Here is a 20,289-nt window from a genome sequence, read left to right on the forward strand (position 1 = left end):
TTATTTTATGATGATCAAATATAATACAGGTTATGCCTGATGACTATAGCAAGGTGGACCCACTCCTTCCCATCCCGAACAGGACAGTTAAACGCCTTTGCGCCGATGATATTAGACATCTCGTCTGTGAAAGTAGGTTATCGTCAGGCTCTTATATAATCCCCTACAGATTATTATTTGTAGGGGATTCTCTCTATATAAATCTATAAAAAATCAATATTATATTCTATTAAACCTGCTATCTTTATACTTAAATTATTGATCATGCTCCATACCTTTGAGGTTTTATATGTGGATTCTGCTCCTTTGATAATAAGATCAATTTCATGTATTCTATTTACATAGCTGTTTAATAATGACTTGTTTGTTTTATAACTATAATTTATAATAGATTTTCTATGTGTGCCAAATATTCTATGTTTATCTAATACTGAATAATAATTCATCTCTTTTGTTTCTTTTATAATCCCTATTATTCTTATATCTTCATATATTGACCATAGTATTAAAGGTAGTTGGGTGTTTTCTTTTTCTAGATAGTCTAATATAGTAGATATTTTTAATATATTAGAGTTTAGTATTGATTCCCTTAGATCAAAAATACTGTATATAGAATTGCTTAATAATATGGAATTTTTAAGACTATTTTCGGTTATATATCCTTCTGGAAAAATTAATCCAAGTTTGATAATTTCTTGGTTTGCAAATATTAAATTATTTGATACTTTATCTGCTATCCATTCTAATAATTCATTATCAACATATTGTTTTTGTTGAGATAGTCTTTGTTTGATCCAATTAGGTAATTCATGGTTTTGTATAGTAGGAATATCTATTGTTACTCCTATTTCTAATAAAGATCTTAACCATGCTGTATTTTTAGTGGCTGTATCTTTTTTGGGTATTTTGAGTATTATTATAGTATGGTTTTGATTTTTTAGAAATTCTGAAATTAAAACTAGTGTTTTTGAACCTATAATACCAGGTTTTGTATTTATTATATTTATATCGAATATTCTATTTTGTTCAAATAGAGATATTGTTTTTATTTCTTCTAATAATTTAAGCCAATCATTTTGTGTTTCTATGAATATTGGCATGTAAATAAAATTATCCATTTTGAATGAAGATACAATGTTTCTTTTTACTTCATCTATTAATAGTAATTCACTACCTATTATTAAATATACAGGTGAAAAAGATTTTTTTTGTTTTAGATAGCTATCTAAATTTTTGTATTCAATATTCTTGCTCATTATATATTACAGATAAAATTATTAGTTTTGTTTAATTATTAAAAGACAGTGAAGTTCTTTGAGATGATATTTGTAATATAAGACTTTTTATTATCTCATTTTGTAAAAAATTATATATAGAGGAAAGTTGGTCGATATTCATTTGAGATATCAAATTTTCATATGATATTTTTTGGCTAGAAGAAATAATTGGTTTCAGCAAAATATTTTTGCCAGTTTTGTTATCAATTAATTGGAAAACATAATAAAGAGATATTTCGTACATAGTTGGATTACCATTGATATTAAAAAATATTTCTTTTGATGTTTTCCAATTTTTAATTATTTTTAAAGTTACAACAGCTTTTTTAGGGTCCTTTTCAATAAGAATATTAGGCTCTTTTTCTCTAAGTTTGATTTCTATAAGCTTATATAATTCATTATCTCTTTGAAAATCAAGATGTATGGAATTAAAAAAAAATGCATCTTTTTTGTTTTGTAAATAGAAACTACTGCAAGAATTAATAAAAAATAAACATGTAATAATTATTAGAAATTTTATTATTAATATTCTTGCATAACATATTTCTATCTTAATCATTTAAAACTATATTTATTAATTTATTAGGCACTACAATTATACGTTTAATGTTTTTATTAAGAATATATTTAGATACAGACTCTGTTTTTATAGCAATGTTTTTTAGCTTTTCTTCATTTTCATTTGTGGAAGCGAAAAAAGATCCTCTTAGTTTGCCGTTAATTTGTATTATTATTTTTATTTTTTCAGAAATAAGAGCTTCTTCTTCATGAGTTGGCCATGTAGAATCTATGATATTACCATGTACTAGATTATAATTTAGATTTTCCCAGATAACATATGTGATATGAGGAACTATAGGATATAAAATTCTAAGTAATATTCCAATTGCTTCTGTTAGTACAGAAATAGAGTTATTATCTAGTATTGTTGATTCTTGTTTACAAAAATACTCGATGGATTTTAGCATCTTCATTGAAGCAGAAACTATAGTGTTATACTGTAATCTTTCATAGTCATGATTACATTGTTTTAATAATGAATGTATATCACGTCTCAAATCCATCAAGGATTTTTTGTTGTTAAGAGAAATAATATCTCTTTTATTATTAGAATTTGATGAGATAATATATTCTTTATGAGTATAACAAATCCTCCATAATTTACGTAAAAAACGGTTAGCTCCTTCAATGCCTGAATTTGACCATTCTAATGTTTGTTCTGGTGGACTTGCAAATATTATAAATAATCTAGCAGTATCTGCTCCCCAATTATTTATAATAGATTGAGGGTCAACTCCATTGTTTTTTGATTTTGACATTGTTCCAATGCCATTATATTCTACAAATTTTTCAGAGTTTATTAATTTGTAAGATACAATCACATTGTTTGAATCTCTAACTGCCTCTACATCATCAGGATTGAAATATTCTATTCCTCCATTTTTTGTTCTGACTGAAAATGAGTGATTTAAAACCATACCTTGACATAACAATCTAGTGATTGGTTCATCAAAACTAAGCATTTTCATGTCACGCATGACTTTTGTCCAGAATCTTGCATATAAGAGATGTAATACTGCATGTTCTATACCTCCAATATATTGGTCAATGGGCATCCAATAATTGTTTCTTTCATCGATTGCTTCATTCTTATTATTAGCAGAGGTATAACGCATAAAATACCATGAAGAATCAATAAATGTATCCATTGTATCTGTTTCACGTTTTGCATTAGAAGAACATTTATGACATATACAATGTACAAAGTTATTATCTTTATTTAAAGGATTACCATTGCCGTCAGGAGTAAGATTTTCTGGTAGCTTAACAGGTAATTGATCATAAGGTACTGGCAATGATCCACAATTTGGGCAATGGATAATTGGTATTGGTGTTCCCCAATATCTTTGCCTAGATATACTCCAGTCTCTAAGTCTCCATGTTGTTTTATAATCACCTATTTTCTTTTTGATGATTTCTTTACTTATAGCAATTGCTGCTGACTTACAATCTAAATTATTATATATTCCCGAATTTATTAGGTAACAGTCTTTTGTTTCTCTATATGGTTCTTTCCATTCGCTAGTATTAGATGCTTCAAAATTTTTATTAGATATAACTTGTTTTATAGGAATTCCATATTTTTTTGCGAATTCAAAATCACGTTCATCATGAGCTGGTACTCCCATGATAGCACCATCTCCGTAACTCATAAGAACATAATTACATATCCATATAGGTATTTCTTCATTTGTTATTGGGTTATTTACTGAAAGTCCAGTAAAAATTCCTTTTTTTTCTTTTGTTGAGATTTCTGCTTCAGTATTAGTTCCTATTTTTGTTTGATCTATAAAATTTTGTATAGTTTTATTGTTTTGAGATAGGTGTATAGAAATAGGGTGTTCAGGAGCAATTCCACAAAATGTTATTCCATTTATTGTATCTGGCCTTGTGGTAAATACATATAGATTTCCATTTTGTATTAAATTATTATTTTTATCACGTATGTTATGTTTAAATGCAAATCTTAACCCTTCAGACTTACCAATCCAATTGGACTGCATAATTTTTACTTTTTCTGGCCACTCTTGGAGTTTATTATCTAAGTCTGATAATAATTCATCAGCATAGTCGGTTATACGTAAATAGTACCCAGGAATTTCCCTTTTTTCTATTAGAGCCCCTGAACGCCAACCATGACCATCGATGACTTGCTCATTTGCTAGAACAGTTTGGTCTACAGGATCCCAATTAACTATTTGAGTGTTTTGGTAGACTATATTATTCTCTAACATTTTTAGGAACAGCCACTGTGTCCATTTGTAGTATTCAGGATCACAAGCACAAATTTCTCTAGACCAATCAATAGATAGTCCGATAGATTGCATTTGAGATTTCATGTATTTGATGTTTTTATAAGTCCATTCTGCTGGTGATATTTTGGATTTTATAGCTGCATTTTCGGCTGGCATTCCAAAAGCATCCCATCCCATTGGCATAAGAACATTAAAACCATTCATACGTTTATAACGAGCCATTACATCATTTATCGTGTAATTACGAACATGTCCCATATGTAGTTTACCACTAGGGTATGGAAGCATAGAACAGGCATAAAATTTTGGTTTTATAGAACCATATATATTTTTAGAATATTCAATGGCTTTGTATATTTCTTTAGAAGACCATATTTCTTGGGTTTTTGATTCTATGGTTTTATGATCGTAATGTTCTTGCATATAGTTTGGAACTATTTTGATTGAAATGGTTAGTATGGACGAAAAGATTCAAGAGTAGCGAATTATTGATTCTGTTTTGTAAAAAATTAAATGTAATTTGATGAGTTATATTGTTCAATAATCTTTGGTTCAGAAAAACAATTTTTTAAATAATTTATTATTGTTCTATTTGAAATATTTAACAACGATCATTATCAAATATTTTGAACCAAAGTATTTTTGATTTTTAATTACTTTAATTTGATTTCTTTATATTCAACATGTTTGCGAACTACTGGATCAAATTTTTTCAACAATATTTTATCAGGGTTGTTTCGTTTGTTTTTAGTTGTTGTATAAAAATGACCAGTACCAGCAGTTGATTCTAGTTTGATTTTATCCCTTGCGCCTTTTGCCATTTTGGTATTCCTATTTATCGTTTAACTAAGCTTGTTTGTTGTTTTTTTGTAGAGAATGTAGAACTGATTCTATTCCATTCTTGTCTATTGTTCTTAGGGCTTTTGCTGAAACTTTTAGACGTACCCATCTATTTTCTTTTTCAAGCCAGAATTTATGTAATTGTAGATTTGGCAAAAATCTACGTTTTGTTTTGTTATTGGCGTGAGAAACATTATTTCCCACCATAGGCCCTTTGCCAGTTATCTGACATATTCTTGTCATGGGATCACCTTGTTTAGGTAAAATTTACTTATGTTAAGAATTTAATGGTTTAAATATATGATGTTTTATCTATAAGGAGAACAAAATCCCATATATGTGTTCTTAACAAGCAATAAGTGTTAAAGAAGAAAGATTATATATTATACACAAGCAATCATACAATATATACAATAAAAAATATAGACTTTTTGAGTTTTAATTTATTGTTTTTGTTAGTATTTCATTTGTAATCATTTTTGTTTGTGTTTGAATATTTGATAGCATTTCAATTGTTTTTTTATTGTTGATTTCTTGCTATTCTAACAGATATGTTTTTACCGTGCTTCTTAAATAATTGTATTGTATTAACTAATTTTATAGGTTTGTTTTTTTTGTTTGAGAGATACTATGTGTATATGTAAAAGATATGTTTTTATAGGTGTTCTTGCTACGTTCTTAATGTTAGTCATTTTTAATTTATTTTACAAGAATTCTTTTTATGGAAGTTTTAATAAAAATACTAAATCTTTAGTATATCAAGGTTTGGTTAGTCCAGCTTCTAGTGTTGATGTTGTATCGAGAGTTTCTGGGGTTGTTAATAAGGTTAATTTTCAAGCAGGAGATAAAGTTGTCAAAGGACAAATGTTATTTAAAATAGATGATGATTATTATAAGACTGTGTACCAACAAAAGAATACTAATCTTAAAAAAGCAGAAAATGATTTAATAAGTGCAAGAAAATTATTAGATAAATATAAGTTGCTTGTTAGATCAAGTGCTATAAGTCAGCATAGTTATGAAGAAGCAATTTCTTCTGTTCATAAGGCTGAATACTCTTTGGAAGAAGCTAAAATAGATTGTAAATTAGCTCTTCTTAATTTAAATAGAACAGAAATAAAGTCACCAGTAGATGGTTTTATAGGTCAAGCTTTAGTTTCAGAAGGATCTTATATTAATATTGATGGTTTTAAAATGGCTAAAGTGCAACAACTAGACCCTGTTTATATAGATATTTCTACTTCAATCAAGGAATTATCTGATTTTTATAAAAGTTCTTTTTATTCTGATGATCAATATAAAAAAGATATAGAAGCAGTAGTTATTCTAAAGAATCATGGTGAGTATGAACACATAGGGGAGGTTGTTTTTGTTGATCGTTTGGTGGATGTTAGATCTAAATTAATCAATCTAAGAATAAGAGTTGCAAATCCCAAAGGTGTGTTATTACCTGGAGAGTTAGTTGAAGTAAGACTTAATAAAGTAACATCAGATAACAAGTTATAATTTTTCTGTGTTTATGTTGAATTTCAAATTAGATTTATTTGGTAAATTACGTAGTTTGTAGCAATCTGCTTGTTATGATTGTTTGACTTCTAATGAGGTTAGATAATTAACTTACATAAACATTGATTTCTTCTATTATTAATGTTTATGTTGGTTATAAATCAGTTAATATTCAATGTAATAAACTTAAAGCAATCTATAATTTGCAACATAAATATTGTGATTTTATTGAGGAATTATTAGAAGATGGTAATTATAATTTAGAGCATATTGTTAGTGATATGTATATTACTCTATACCATCTGAATTAATTGAAAAAGGTTAGATGTTCTATTTGCAGAGATGAAGATAAAATCAGCAACTGTGAATATTAATTCAATAAAAGCATTACTATTACCAGATATCTCTTTAACAAACATTGCTGATCTTACTAGTCAATTATTCAGCAATTTGTTTGTTAATGAAGTAATGTTTGGTATTCCATTTTCAATTCAATATCCTATTATTAAGAACTCATATATTCTTAAACATAAAATCTTGCAACAATATAAAAGGATATTGCTATTATTGATTATGAGAAAACTATTACAATAGCTTTTAAAGAAATATTTAGATTTTTGATCAGAGGGAAATATTTAAAAGAATCATTAAGAACAAAGAAAGAATTTATTTTAGAGAATAAAAGAAATTCTAATTGATATTATTTGAAACAAAGTATTGGTTTGTGTTGTGAAATTGATTTGTTATTGCATAATAGATACTTATTGAACTTAGAGGTTCTGATAGTTAGGGCATACGAAAACTATTTGCATAATAGGGTAAAATTGTATGAGGCTCCGGACTGTGGTTAGTAGAAAATTATTAAGGAGATGGAAATGTTAGAGCTTGGTGTTAATATTGATCACGTAGCCACTTTAAGACAACAAAGATATACACCTTATCCAGATCCTTTATTAGCTGCGTTAATAGCAGAGGAAGCTGGTGCTGATTTAATTACTGTTCATCTTAGAGAAGATAGAAGACATATACAGTATAAGGATGTTGTAAATATAAGAAAGAAAATAAAAACTAAATTAAATTTAGAATGTGCCATAACAAAAGAAATGTTGGATATTGCTGTAAACATAATGCCTGATATAGTATGCCTTGTTCCAGAGAAAAGAGAGGAGCTTACGACAGAGGGTGGTCTTAATATATTAGAGTCTTTTGATCGCATATCAAGTTCTGTAAATTTTTTAAAGAATAGTGGCATAAGAGTTTCTCTATTCATTGATCCTGATATCAGATGTATATCTGAGGCAGCAAAAACAGGAGCACATGCTATAGAATTACATACTGGGAAATATGCAGAAGTTTATGATGATGCTATGGAAAGAGCTTTGGAAATTAGTAGAATTAAAGAATCATCATTACTTGCTATGGAATTAGGATTGCAAGTAAATGCTGGTCATGGTTTGCATTATGAAAACATTCAAGAGCTTTTAATGATTAATGGGATTAAAGAATTCAATATAGGTCATGCAATAATAAGCAAGGCTATTTTTAGTGGTATGTATTCTGCTGTTAAATTAATGAAAGATATTATTTCTAGTTATTCAAAATAATAATGTATAAAAAAAGTAATCTTATTGCAGGAATTGGTATTGATTTTTTATCTGTTTCTAGAGTTGATGATTTGTTTATAAAATACGGATGTAAGTTTTCCAAAAGAGTTCTTGGGCCAGAAGAGCTTACATCTTTTAGTATTCGTTTAAACTCCAATTACAAAAGAGGGATTCGTTTTTTAACTACAAGAATATCTGTTAAAGAGTCATTTTCAAAAGCTATTGGAATAGGAATGCGTTCTCCTATGTCTTGGTCAAACATACAGATTATTAACGATGATAATGGTAAGCCTTATTGTTTATTATCTTCATTTTTAGAAAAATGGTTTGTTAAGAATTACGGTGGGTCTATACATATTTCAATAAGCGATGAATCTGATTTTGTAGTATCTAATGTTATTGTAGAAAGAAAAAGATCTTGGTTTATGTTTTTTTTATAATATTGCATTAAATGTCTGATAATTTTGATATTACTTCATTCTTAAAAACGGCCCCTCATTTACCTGGGGTATATAAGTATTTTGATGAAAATGATCAGGTCATTTATATTGGTAAAGCTCGTGATATAAAAAAGAGAATTAGTTCTTATTTTCGTAATAATTTGCCTAGCTTAAGAATAACGAAAATGGTATCTAAGATATCTAAGATAGAGATTGTTATTACAAATTCTGAGCTTGAGGCTTTGATATTAGAGCATAATCTTATTAAATCTCTAAAACCTAAGTATAATATAGTATTTCGTGATGATAAATCTTATCCATATCTTAAGTTTTCTTCTCATTCATATCCTAGGTTAATGATTGCTAGGCTTTTATCAAGCAAACAAAATATAGAACAAGGTAAGTATTTTGGGCCTTTCCCTGATTCTTGGGCTGCTAGAGAAACCATAAATATTTTACAAAAAATATTTAAGTTACGAACTTGTGAAGATTCAGTTCTTTTAAATAGATCTAGACCTTGTTTGTTAGGGCAGATTGGTCGATGTTCTTCTCCTTGTGTAAAAAAAATAACTCTAAGTGATTATAATAAAACGATCGAAGGAGCTTCTTTGTTTTTACAGGGTAAATCCAGAGATCTTTTGTTGGATATTAAACAGAAAATGAAGCAAGCCTCAGATGTTATGAATTTTGAGCTAGCAGCAACTTTTAGAGATCAAATAAAGGCATTAACAGGGGTTTTGCAAAAACAATCCATGGAGCATATTGGAATTGAAGATACTGATATAATAGCTGTTGTAAATGATAATGATCAAACTTGTATAAATGTTGCTATGGTGAGAGGTGGTAGGTATATAGGTGATAATCCATTATTGTTTTATAATGAACACAAAGACAGTCCTGAAAGCATATTGGAAATTTTTATTACGCAGCATTATTCTAATAAACCTCTACCTAAAGTTTTAGTTTGTTCGCATAATTTTTCTGCAGGGAAAACTTTGGATTTAATTTCTTACAGTCAGTCTAGGAAGGTGCGTCTTTCTTTTAATCCTAGAGGTTTAAGGCTTACTTGGTTAGATCAGGTTAAAAAAAATTCTAAGTTGTTCTTGGCTAGATCTACAGGTAATAGAGATATCATGTATTTGCGTATTAAAGATTTAATAAAAACTTTAGATATAAAGATTTCATGTTTTGATAATCTATATATAGAATGTTTTGATATTAGTCACTATTCTGGGGAATCAACACAGGCTTCTTGTGTGGTCTTTAGTAAATCTAATATGCAACCATCATTATATAGAATATATAAAATAAATGATATTGTGCCAGGCGATGATTATGCTGCGATGTATCAGGTTTTATCTCGTCATTTTAGCCTATCAAAAAATAAAACAACTCCTAGTCTAGTTATAATTGATGGTGGGCAGAGTCAAGTAGACGTAGCAAAAAATGTTTTCAATAAATTTGGTTTAGATACAAATATAATAATAGGAATTTCTAAAGGTGAGGGTCGAAAAGTAGGATTAGAAACCATACATTTTTCTTATGAAAGAGCTCCGTTAGTGCTGGGTTCAAATTCACCAGCTTTGATGTTGTTGGCATTAATAAGAGATGAGGCACATCGGTTTGCCATTAAAAATATGAGAAATAGTTTTTTGCAGAGCAGGAAAAGATCTATGCTTACGGAAATTAGTGGGGTTGGTAAGAAAAGATCACAGCTTTTATTAAAACATTTTGGTAGTTTTCAGGCTATGACTTTAGCAACTATAGAGGACATTATGAAAGTAAAAGGAATTTCTAAATCATTAGCAGAAAAAATATATGAATCTATTAGTTCATGATGTAGTATATTAATTTCAATAATAAATTTCTAACCTATTAAATTAAAATATGCTAATAAATGTGCCAATTGCTCTTACATGGATGCGTGTTTTATTGATTCCTATGATGGTTTGTCTTTTTTATTGTTCTAATGGCATTACTGAGCCGATGCGAGATCTTTTTGCTTCGATGTTATTTTTATTTGCAGCTTTGACTGATTGGCTAGATGGATGGTTAGCACGTAGATTAAATCAAACAACTTCTTTTGGTGCTTTTTTGGATCCGGTAGCAGATAAATTAATGGTTTGTTCATCTTTAATTATTCTGTTAGAACTAGGAAGAATAGATTTATTAGTTACTTTAATTATTATTGGAAGAGAAATAACAGTCTCTGCTTTGAGAGAATGGATGGCAATTATGGGAGCAAGAGCTAGTGTTGCTGTGCATAGAATAGGCAAAATAAAAACCATGTTTCAAATGATTGCTATTCCTTGTTTGTTATATGGAAGAAGTATTTTGGGAATTGATTTGTTATTTTTTGGTAATATACTAATAATAATGGCGTCAATTCTTACTGTTTGGTCTATGCTTTATTATATAAGGCGTGCCTGGTGTATTTTAAATATAAAAAATAAAAATATTTAATTGGTTGTTCAATCAAATGTTTGGATTATTCTAATTTTTTGTGTTTGTTTTTTTAAAGTATATTCTTAATTAATTTTGTTTAATGTGGTGTTAGAAGCATGATTTATTCTTCACAAAATGATCTATCAGAAGATAGAATGACAATTAAAAATGATTGGATGATTATTTTTTTAATAGCATTTATTCATGCTTTGTCTCATTTCTTTCAATTATTATTACCGTCTTTATACGTAGCTCTTGGTTTGGAGTTTAATTTAGATTTTGCTCAGCTTGGTTTGTTGGTTTCAATATTTTATGTTGTGTCTGGTATAGGTCAAGTTATATCTGGTGTTGCAGTTGACCGGTTTGGTCCTTTTAAAATTTTGTTTGTTGGGTTATGTTCTTTTCTATTATCTAGTTTAATGATAGCTTTTTCTCAAGGATATGTTTTTCTGATGTTGTCGGCTTTTGTAGGTGGCGTAGGAAATTCTGTTTTTCATCCTGCTGGTTATTCTATTATAAATAAAATGGTGAGCGCCAAAAGACTAGGCTATGCTTATAGTATTCATGGTTTGTCTGGAAGTTTTGGGTGGGCTTTAGCACCACTTTTTATAACTACAGTAACATTTTTAACCAATTGGAGAGTATCAGCTTTTAGTGTGGCTTTGTTATTCTCATTAACTTTGTTTTTAACAAAAGTTTTAAGATCTAAAATAATTTTCTTTGAAAAGAACCAAGTTGAAGAAATTAAAGAATCTAATAATCATGTTGTTGTTTTAGAAAAAAAGTATTTTAATTCTATACTAATTCTTCTTACTAATAGTTTAGTATGGAGTGCGTTTCTATTTTTTGCTATTACTTCTCTTGCTACATCTTCAATGCAAAATTATACAATTCCTTTATTAGGAAAGTTATATAATTTAAATGAGATTATTGCTAGCTCCAAACTATCAATTTACATGATTGCTTCAGCTTTTGGTATGTTTATTGGAGGATGGTTGCTTTCTGCTGCAAAGTTCAAAGATGATAATATTTTAATATCATTAGTTTTTTCAGGAATAATTTTAATATCAATATCTTTAGGTATTGTTCCTAAGAATTTTATAACTATTTTCATGATGTTGGCGGGATTCTGTTTTGGTCTGGCTGTTCCATCTAGAGATATGCTTGTTAGAAGAATAGCAAATCAACATTCTACGAGTATAGTATATGGAGTGGTTTATTCCGGAATGGATGTTGGTTCTGCTTGCGGTCCAGTTATATTTGGTGTAATGATAGATAATGGTTTATATAGGTTGCCTTGGTTTATAGCTGGCTCTATGTTTGTTTGTTCTGCTTTTTTAGCTAGATGGGTGTCAAATAAACAAACTAATTGTTAATAGTATACTTAGATATATCTTGTTTTGTCATTATTGACGTGTTGTTTTAGTATTATTAATAATAGGGTTGTATTCTTGTAGATTTGTGGTTCTCCATGGATTTATATCGATACCACCCCTTCGTGTATATTTAGCATATACACTTAGAAATTCTGGGTTGCAGTTTTGCATTATATCTACAAATATTTTTTCTATACAGTTTTCATGGTAAGCATCATGGTTTCTATAGGAAATTATGTATTTTAGAAGGGATTCATGATTTATCTTAAATCCTCTATATTTTATTTGAATGCATGCCCAGTCAGGTTGTTTAGTTATTGGGCAATTAGATCTTAGCAGTCTAGACATTATCGTTTCATTTACATAAGCAATATTTTTTTGATTGTCGTTCTTTAAAAGTTCTGGAGATGGTAGATATGTATTGGTTTCTATGTTTATGTTATCTATACATAAACCATCTAGATCTTCCATGTGCATGTCTTTAAAATTTGATGGCATTATAATATCCACTAAAACATTGCTTTCAGTGGCTATAGATAAGTCTTTATATATTGTTTTTTGAAGATCGTTGTGATCAATGAACCGTGTTTGATTGAGAGAGTTTAAATATATTTTTAATGATTTAGATTCTATAATGTTTTTACTATTGCATGGAAATTGGAATTTTCCTATTGCTATTTCTGGTTTTCCATTTTTATTTAGCCAAGATAGTTCATATGCATTCCATAAATCAAAACCTTCATATGAAATATGGGGGATTTCTATATGATTTTTTCGACATATAGGAAATAGTATATTTGGATTGTATTTTGATGGATATTCTATATTTTTACCCAGAGGGTTTTCTATTTTGCTCATTTTAGTATCTTTAAAATAAAAAACTTTTATAACTCATTGAATATTAGTAAATTAAATAATTGAACTTATATTACTATATATTTTTTTTAAACATATATTTAATTAATAATAGTTTTATATAAATATATTGATATTTTATGAATATGAATTCTGCTAAATTATGTATCATTTTTGAGGGATAATTATGACTGTGTTTGAAAGTGTTGGAGCATTACTTTCTCTTATTGCTATTTTTGGTTATATTAACCATATGTTTATAAAATTGCCTGATACTTTAGGAACAACTGCTGTTGGGCTATTAGCATGTGTGTTTTTATCTTTATTAAGTTTGTCTCATCCTGAAATGGTAACTAGAGCTCAACATTTGGTTGAGATGATTGATTTCTCAGAAATTGTATTTCATGGTCTATTGGGGTTATTATTGTTCGCAGGTGCTATGCATGTTGACATTTCTAAAATGCGACGTTTGAAATTACCTGTGTTCTTATTGGCAACAATTGGTGTTTTAATATCAACAATTGTTGTTGGTATTGGTTTTTATTTTGTTGTTCGTCTTTTTAATGTTTCTATAAGCTTTTTGTGGTGTTTGGTGTTCGGTGCTCTTATATCTCCAACAGACCCAATGGCTGTTCTTGCTGTTTTAAAAAATGCTAATGTTTCTTCTGATCTTGAAACTCAAATTACTGGAGAGTCTTTGTTTAATGATGGTACAGCTGTTGTTGCATTTATAACTTTATTAGGTTTGGCTACAGGAACGCTAGAATTCTCTTTTGGTAATATGTTGCTAACGTTAGCTCAAGAAATTTTTGGAGCTGTTTTTTTTGGTTTGGTAACTGGTTATTGTGCTTCTTTAATGTTAAGAGATTTAGATAGTTATCCTATAGAAATATTGACAACCCTTGCTTTATCTACTGCTGGATATAGTATTGCTGAACATTTGCATGTATCAGCTCCTTTGTCTGTTGTAGTAATAGGTTTAGTAGTAGGTTATAGAAGTAATTTATCTAAGAAGAAAGAAAATAGAGAGTATTTATTTAGTTTTTGGGGTTTGTTAGATGAATTATTTAATCTTATTCTATTTGGATTAATAGGATTAGAGGTTATTGCTTTATCTTTTAATTTACAAGATTTATGGTTAGGAGTTATAACTGTATTTGTTGTTTTATTTGCTAGGTATATTAGTGTGGTTACTCCTATAAGCATCTTGAATTATATTAATGAAGACAATACAAACACAGTAAAAATTATGACTTGGGGCGGACTAAGAGGTGGTATCTCAATTGCTTTAGCATTGTCATTGCCTCATTTTGAAGGACGAGAAATGTTTATAGTGGTTACATATGTTGTTGTGATATTTAGTTTGCTGATACAAGCAACTACATTAGGTCCGCTTGTTCGGTTTTTAGATAAAAATAAATAGTTTCTGTTTGAATATATAAAATTTTCCAATTTCATTAAACTTAAATATATGCTCTATCGTTTTATATTTCTTGTTTTTATACAATCTTTTATGTTTGTTTGTGTGCAAGCATACGGATCTACATCATATGATTCTCTTGCGTATGATTGTTTGAATAATTTAAGATCTAATTCTATAGAAAATGGTGTTTCTTATGATGATTTTGATAGATTCACCAAAGATGTTAAGTTATTAAATTATACAATTACCTCATCTAATTCCCAGAAATCCCTACAGGAAAACTGGGGGGTATATATTTCTAAAATGATTAATAAGAGAAGGTTAAATAAAGGAATTGAAATATTAAAAGATTTTAGAGTTCAGTTAGATGAAATAGGAAATAAATATAAAGTTGATCCTGAGTTGTTAGTTGCTATTTTAGGTATAGAAACTAATTACGGTGAAAATATGGGTAGTACTGATGTTTTGAATGCTTGGTTTACAAGGGCTTGTACCGAATCTAATGTTTTATGGAAAAAAAACTTCTATGCTTCTATTAAGATCTTGAGAGATGGTATAGTTGAAAAGAATAACTTTATTGGTTCTTGGAGTGGGGCTTTTGGAATGACTCAATTTATTCCAACATCTTTTTACGAATTGGCTGTTGATGGAGATGGGGATGGTGTTATAGATTTATATAATTCTTTCCTTGACGCAACAGCTTCTACAGCTAATCATTTAAAAAAACGTAATTTTAGTTGGCAATATAATATACCGGCAGTTATTGAGGTTTTATTACCAGAAGAGTTATTAGTGAATGTACCAAGTGATATTTATGCTGATTTTCTAGATTCTTCAAATAAACATACTTTAAAATATTGGTATGAAAATGGAGTTACAAGAGCGAACAATAAAAATTTCTTTTTGAATTTAACTAATGATTTAGAAACTTCTATATTTGCTCCTTCAGGATGTACAGGGCCTATATTTTTAGTTAGTGATAATTTTTATTCTATAGTTAATTATAATAGATCAAGGAGGTATGCGTTAGCAGTTTCGTTATTGTGTAATTTTTTTAAAGGTGAAGAGGCTATTCTTTATAAATCTTGGCCAAATTAATAATAGTCAATATTCTGTTAAGTTATATAATTACTCATTTTTTAAGTATTTATACAGTAATTCTTTGTCTTTTAGTATAATATTCCTATTTCTTACTATTATTAAATTTTCTTTCATTAGTTGTTTTAAAAGTCTACTGACAGTTTCTAGAGTTAACCCTAAAAAATTACCGATTTCTTCTCTACTCATTCTGAGTATAAAATTTGTTGATGAATATCCTAGTTGTTCATATTTTCTAGATAGATCAAGAAGAAAAGCGATAATTCTTTTCTTAGAGTTTATTATGTTTACTATTGATAGTAATGAGTGAAATTTTATTATTTCTTTGCTCATTATTCCACGAAATTGTAATTGTAATAAAGGCATTTGTTTAGATAATCTATCTAAATTCTTAATTTCTATAATACATAATTCTGAGTTTTCTAAAGCTATTGCTGAGGAGTTAGATTTTTCACTTATAAGATCATCTAAACCTATAATTTCTCCTGGTAAACAAAACTCTACTATTTTTTTTGTTGGTTGTTTATTATCTATTTGTATTTTAAAAGAACCATATCTGATGCCATATACAACTTGTTGTTGTTTTTTTATTAGTTCTTCTTTTTTTTTGACTTGTATTCTTTTATTTATCAATTTATCCAATTCTTCTATGTTATCTAATCCTGATGCTGCACATATATGACCTATTACGCATGAAGAACAGTTAGATGATATTGTGTTTTTATTAAATAAAGTTAAGTTTTTCATATCAATATATCTTTTTCTTGCATTCTTGAATTATTAGTTATGATACATATATGTAAAACATATAACAGATTTTTATTTTGATTGGTTGTAATATTAATTGGTTATAGTATTTTTAGGGGAAATAGCAAAATTTATTAGATGTTGTTAATAATTTATAACTTTGTTGTTCTTTAAATATTATTTTTGCTGGAGGTGTGATTGATTTTCATACTATATAGTTATTTAGTAAGTATTTTTTAAGTATTTAACATTGTAATTTTAATATGCCTTATTCCCAACTTTAATGTTATTAATATGAGATTTGATAAATTAACCACAAAATTCCAGCAGGTTTTTGCTGATGCCCAAAGTTTGGCCGTAGTAAATGACAATCAATATATAGAACCAATACATGTATTAAAAATATTGTTAAATGATTCTGAAGGATCAGCTGTTAGTTTGTTGGCTAGATCTGGGGCCTCTATTGAAAAAATAAACTCTTTTTTAGATAAATCTTTAAAGTCATTACCAAAAGTGCAAAATATAGATAATGTCCAAATTAGTAGAGATCTGCAATCTCTAATGATAGTTATGGAAAAAGAAGCACATCAGAGGAATGATAGTTATATATCTAGTGAATTATTTTTATTGGCAATCGCTTTAGACAAGGGAGATTTAGGAAAATCCCTGAAAGAATCAGGACTAAAAGTTGAATTATTAAAAGTAGCAATTCAAGAAATGAGAGGGTCTAGTAGTATTAATAGCTCTGATGATGAGCTAAATAGAAATTCATTAGCAAAATATACTACTGATCTTACTGCTAAAGCTAGTAGTGGTAAATTAGATCCAGTAATAGGTAGGGATGATGAAATAAGAAGAACTATTCAAATTTTGCAAAGAAGAACAAAAAATAATCCTGTGTTAATAGGGGAGCCAGGTGTTGGTAAAACTGCCATTGTAGAAGGACTTGCTCAAAGAATAGTAAATTCCGAAGTTCCTGATAACTTAAAAGGGAAAAAAGTTCTTTCTTTAGATATGGCTTCGTTAGTAGCAGGAGCGAAGTTTCGTGGTGAGTTTGAAGAGCGTTTGAAATCTGTTTTAAAAGAACTTTCTCTTGATAGTGGTAATAACATAATATTTATTGACGAACTTCATACTATTATGGGAGCAGGTAAAGCTGAAGGATCTATGGATGCTGGTAATATGCTAAAACCAGCCCTGGCTAGAGGTGATCTTCATTGTATAGGAGCAACTACTCTTGATGAGTATAGAAAATATATAGAAAAAGATGCTGCTCTAGAAAGAAGATTCCAGAAGGTTCTAGTTGATGAGCCGGATGTTGAATCTACTATTGCTATTTTACGAGGTTTAAGAGAGAGGTATGAAATACATCATGGTATACAAATTACTGATCCAGCTATAGTTGCGGCTGCTGAATTATCTAATCGTTATATCACTGATCGTTTCTTGCCTGATAAAGCTATTGATTTAATTGATGAGGCTGGTTCAAGAATTAGAATGGAGATAGACTCTAAGCCTGAAGTTATGGATAAACTAGATAGGAGAATCATTCAATTAAAAATAGAAAGAGAAGCGGTTAAAAGAGAAACAGATGAGTCATCTAAAAAAAGATTGTCTTTTATAGAAGAAGAGTTGGCTAAATTGCAGAGAGAGTATGGTGATTATGAAGACATATGGAAGTCAGAGAAAGCTGCTGTACAGGGAACCCAAGCAATTAAAGAAGAAATAGACAATTTGAAAGCTAAAATGGCTGAATTACAAAGAACAGGTCAATATGATAAATTAGCAGAGATACAGTATGCGGTATTACCTTCTTTGGAGTTAAGACTTAAGGCATCTGAAGCAGGGTTAGAAAATAATCATAATTCCGAAGAACGTAAATTTAAATTATTACGTATTCAAGTTGGAGCTGAGGAGATTGCTGAGGTTGTTTCTAGAGCAACAGGCATTCCTGTTTCTAAAATGATGAAGGGTGAGAGAGAGAAACTTTTACACCTTAATGATTTCTTGTCGTCTCGTGTTGTAGGTCAGAATGAAGCCGTGCAGGCTGTTTCAGATGCCATTCTTAGATCTCGAGCAGGGTTATCAGATTCAGCAAGACCATCTGGATCTTTCTTATTTTTAGGACCAACCGGAGTTGGGAAAACTGAGTTGGCTAGAGCATTAACTGAGTTTATGTTTGATTCTAGCGATCATATTATTCGTGTTGATATGAGTGAGTTTATGGAGAAACATTCTGTTGCTAGATTAATTGGAGCTCCTCCTGGTTATGTTGGTTACGAAGAAGGTGGTTATTTAACAGAGGCTGTTCGTAGAAAACCTTATTGTGTTATTTTGCTTGACGAAATAGAAAAGGCTCATCCAGATGTATTTAATATATTACTGCAAGTTTTAGATGATGGGCGTTTAACAGATGGGCAAGGTAGAACCGTTGATTTTAGAAACTCTGTTATTATTATGACTTCTAATCTTGGATCAAGTGAGATTCAAAATATGCATGAGAAAACATATGAGGATGTTAGAGAGGTAGTGTTAGAAAAATTGAAACAGGTTTTAAGGCCAGAATTTCTAAATCGTATTGATGATATAGTTGTTTTTCATAATTTAGAAAGAAAACATATGAATTCTATAGTTAGAATTCAACTTGAGAGACTTAAATATCGTATAGAGAATAAAGGTATGTATATAAATCTTTCAGATGAGGCTATTTCTGAGTTATCTAATGTTGGGTTTGATCATCAGTTTGGAGCTAGACCTCTTAAACGAGCTATTCAAAATAAGATTGAGAATCCATTGGCTAGATTAATAATAGAAGGCAATTATGTTGTTGGTGATACTATATTTATTGATTTCCAAGACAATGATTTTGTGTTTAGTAAGTTAGATCATTAAGAGGTATAGGGGGCTCTCTAAAATTTGTTTTTTAGAGAGCCCTGTTTGTGTATTATGACTTAATTTTATTTATTAGATTTTGGCCGTTTCTAATGTTAGATATCCATGAAATCCAGAATTTTCTAAAAGGATTTAATGATATAAAATTTTCTAGAATTACTCTTTTGTTTGCTTTTAACTCTTGAAGTAGTTCGTAATACATAGCAGTTATTGAAATATGAAATGTGTTTATTTTCAAGTCTTCTGAAGAATATTTATTTATGGTTTCTTCATATATATGAAGAGTTTTTTGTATTTGATAATCAATTAGATTTATAAATTTCTCTGAATATTTTGTATTTAAAAATTCATCTAGGTCTATATTAAAATTATCTAATTCTTCGATAGGAATGTACACATTGCCATTTAACTTATCTCTCCCTATGTTTCTTATAATTTTCGTCATGGTTATTGCTTTATTTAATTCTAATTCAAATGTTTTATTGTTGTTAGAATTATTAATTTCTTCAAAAATTTTATAGATAAGTATATTTGAATTCCAATAGTTATTATTTAAGTCTTCTATATTATGGTAGTATTTTTTTTCTATTAAATTTTCCATTTTATCTATATATTGAATAAGTATTTCTTTTATTCTAGGATATTGTTGTACATGTTTCTCCAGTGATTGAATAATATAATTATTATTTTGAATGGTGTTTATATTAAGAATTTGTTGTCTCCACCATGATAGTTGTGTATAAGAGGCTATAGTTATGTTTTTTCTTAATATAATTTCCTCTATTTTTTTGCTTAAGGCATAGGATGCAGATAGTATTTTCTTTTGATTATTTTTTAAAAGATTAATTGCATAATATAAACTAGATTGTTTTTGTGCTATTTGTAGATAACAGTATTTATCTGGATCCATATAATTTGATGTGTAAATTATTTAATATTTTTTATTAAAAAACATGAAGATTTATCGTTA

General features: G+C 28.7%; 18 protein-coding genes and 1 rRNA gene. 11 read left to right on the top strand and 8 right to left on the bottom strand.

Annotation, left to right across the window (positions count from 1 at the left end; translation table 11 throughout):
* Nucleotides 1–35: 35 nt before the first annotated feature.
* A 5S ribosomal RNA gene (rrf, locus tag CDSE_RS00925) occupies nt 36–149 on the top strand.
* Nucleotides 150–203: 54 nt separating this feature from the next.
* Here the strand turns inward: rrf and holA are convergent.
* The 5 genes from holA to rpmB form a co-directional block, all read right to left on the bottom strand.
* Nucleotides 204–1,256, bottom strand: coding sequence for a DNA polymerase III subunit delta (gene holA, locus CDSE_RS00930; RefSeq protein WP_015396138.1), 1,053 nt, complete (start codon nt 1,254–1,256; stop codon nt 204–206).
* Nucleotides 1,257–1,287: 31 nt separating this feature from the next.
* Nucleotides 1,288–1,836 carry an LPS-assembly lipoprotein LptE gene (locus tag CDSE_RS00935; protein WP_015396139.1) on the bottom strand — a complete coding sequence of 183 codons (549 nt, stop codon included), beginning with the start codon at nt 1,834–1,836 and terminating at the stop codon, nt 1,288–1,290.
* A complete protein-coding gene (gene leuS / locus CDSE_RS00940; protein ID WP_015396140.1) occupies nt 1,829–4,516 on the bottom strand; it encodes a leucine--tRNA ligase in 2,688 nt (895 codons plus the stop codon). The genes CDSE_RS00935 and leuS overlap by 8 nt, the downstream gene beginning before the upstream one ends.
* Before the next feature lie 230 nt (nt 4,517–4,746).
* Entirely contained in the window at nt 4,747–4,914 is a 168-nt protein-coding gene (rpmG, locus tag CDSE_RS00945) for a 50S ribosomal protein L33 (RefSeq protein ID WP_015396141.1), read from the bottom strand.
* Between the two features lie 25 nt (nt 4,915–4,939).
* Nucleotides 4,940–5,176, bottom strand: coding sequence for a 50S ribosomal protein L28 (gene rpmB, locus CDSE_RS00950; RefSeq protein ID WP_015396142.1), 237 nt, complete (start codon nt 5,174–5,176; stop codon nt 4,940–4,942).
* Nucleotides 5,177–5,563: 387 nt separating this feature from the next.
* Here rpmB and CDSE_RS00955 point away from each other — a divergent pair, with 387 nt between their 5' ends.
* The 7 genes from CDSE_RS00955 (at nt 5,564) to CDSE_RS00990 (ending at nt 12,304) form a co-directional block, all read left to right on the top strand.
* Entirely contained in the window at nt 5,564–6,439 is an 876-nt protein-coding gene (locus tag CDSE_RS00955) for an efflux RND transporter periplasmic adaptor subunit (protein ID WP_015396143.1), read from the top strand.
* A 363-nt stretch (nt 6,440–6,802) separates the two neighbouring features.
* On the top strand, nt 6,803–7,033 hold the full coding sequence (locus CDSE_RS00965) for a hypothetical protein (protein WP_235043911.1): 231 nt from the start codon (nt 6,803–6,805) through the stop codon (nt 7,031–7,033).
* A gap of 281 nt (nt 7,034–7,314) precedes the next feature.
* On the top strand, nt 7,315–8,043 hold the full coding sequence (locus tag CDSE_RS00970) for a pyridoxine 5'-phosphate synthase (protein ID WP_041186197.1): 729 nt from the start codon (nt 7,315–7,317) through the stop codon (nt 8,041–8,043).
* 2 nt (nt 8,044–8,045) lie between these two features.
* A complete protein-coding gene (gene acpS, locus CDSE_RS00975; RefSeq protein ID WP_015396147.1) occupies nt 8,046–8,483 on the top strand; it encodes a holo-ACP synthase in 438 nt (145 codons plus the stop codon).
* A gap of 11 nt (nt 8,484–8,494) precedes the next feature.
* Complete coding sequence (gene uvrC / locus CDSE_RS00980) at nt 8,495–10,321, top strand: excinuclease ABC subunit UvrC (RefSeq protein ID WP_015396148.1); 1,827 nt, start codon at nt 8,495–8,497, stop codon at nt 10,319–10,321.
* A 49-nt stretch (nt 10,322–10,370) separates the two neighbouring features.
* The gene (gene pgsA / locus CDSE_RS00985) at nt 10,371–10,946 is read left to right on the top strand and encodes a CDP-diacylglycerol--glycerol-3-phosphate 3-phosphatidyltransferase (RefSeq protein ID WP_015396149.1); all 576 of its coding nucleotides are present in this window, start codon (nt 10,371–10,373) and stop codon (nt 10,944–10,946) included.
* Between the two features lie 98 nt (nt 10,947–11,044).
* On the top strand, nt 11,045–12,304 hold the full coding sequence (locus tag CDSE_RS00990; protein WP_015396150.1) for an MFS transporter: 1,260 nt from the start codon (nt 11,045–11,047) through the stop codon (nt 12,302–12,304).
* 30 nt (nt 12,305–12,334) lie between these two features.
* On the opposite strand, the gene queF is transcribed toward CDSE_RS00990, so the two are convergent.
* A complete protein-coding gene (queF, locus tag CDSE_RS00995) occupies nt 12,335–13,162 on the bottom strand; it encodes an NADPH-dependent 7-cyano-7-deazaguanine reductase QueF (RefSeq protein WP_015396151.1) in 828 nt (275 codons plus the stop codon).
* A gap of 184 nt (nt 13,163–13,346) precedes the next feature.
* On the opposite strand from queF, the gene CDSE_RS01000 reads away from it, so the two are divergent.
* Both CDSE_RS01000 and CDSE_RS01005 read left to right on the top strand, forming a co-directional pair.
* Complete coding sequence (locus tag CDSE_RS01000; RefSeq protein WP_015396152.1) at nt 13,347–14,582, top strand: cation:proton antiporter; 1,236 nt, start codon at nt 13,347–13,349, stop codon at nt 14,580–14,582.
* A 48-nt stretch (nt 14,583–14,630) separates the two neighbouring features.
* Nucleotides 14,631–15,680 carry a lytic murein transglycosylase gene (locus CDSE_RS01005; RefSeq protein ID WP_015396153.1) on the top strand — a complete coding sequence of 350 codons (1,050 nt, stop codon included), beginning with the start codon at nt 14,631–14,633 and terminating at the stop codon, nt 15,678–15,680.
* A 30-nt stretch (nt 15,681–15,710) separates the two neighbouring features.
* On the opposite strand, the gene CDSE_RS01010 is transcribed toward CDSE_RS01005, so the two are convergent.
* Nucleotides 15,711–16,427, bottom strand: a complete 717-nt coding sequence (locus CDSE_RS01010; RefSeq protein WP_015396154.1) for a helix-turn-helix domain-containing protein — start codon at nt 16,425–16,427, stop codon at nt 15,711–15,713.
* 294 nt (nt 16,428–16,721) lie between these two features.
* Here CDSE_RS01010 and clpB point away from each other — a divergent pair, with 294 nt between their 5' ends.
* A complete protein-coding gene (clpB, locus tag CDSE_RS01015; protein ID WP_015396155.1) occupies nt 16,722–19,319 on the top strand; it encodes an ATP-dependent chaperone ClpB in 2,598 nt (865 codons plus the stop codon).
* Between the two features lie 52 nt (nt 19,320–19,371).
* On the opposite strand, the gene CDSE_RS01020 is transcribed toward clpB, so the two are convergent.
* Nucleotides 19,372–20,229, bottom strand: coding sequence for a phytoene/squalene synthase family protein (locus tag CDSE_RS01020; protein WP_015396156.1), 858 nt, complete (start codon nt 20,227–20,229; stop codon nt 19,372–19,374).
* Nucleotides 20,230–20,289: the final 60 nt, after the last annotated feature.

This window comes from Candidatus Kinetoplastibacterium desouzaii TCC079E, assembly GCF_000340795.1.
In the GTDB taxonomy this organism is placed as follows: Bacteria; Pseudomonadota; Gammaproteobacteria; order Burkholderiales; family Burkholderiaceae_B; genus Kinetoplastidibacterium; species Kinetoplastidibacterium desouzai.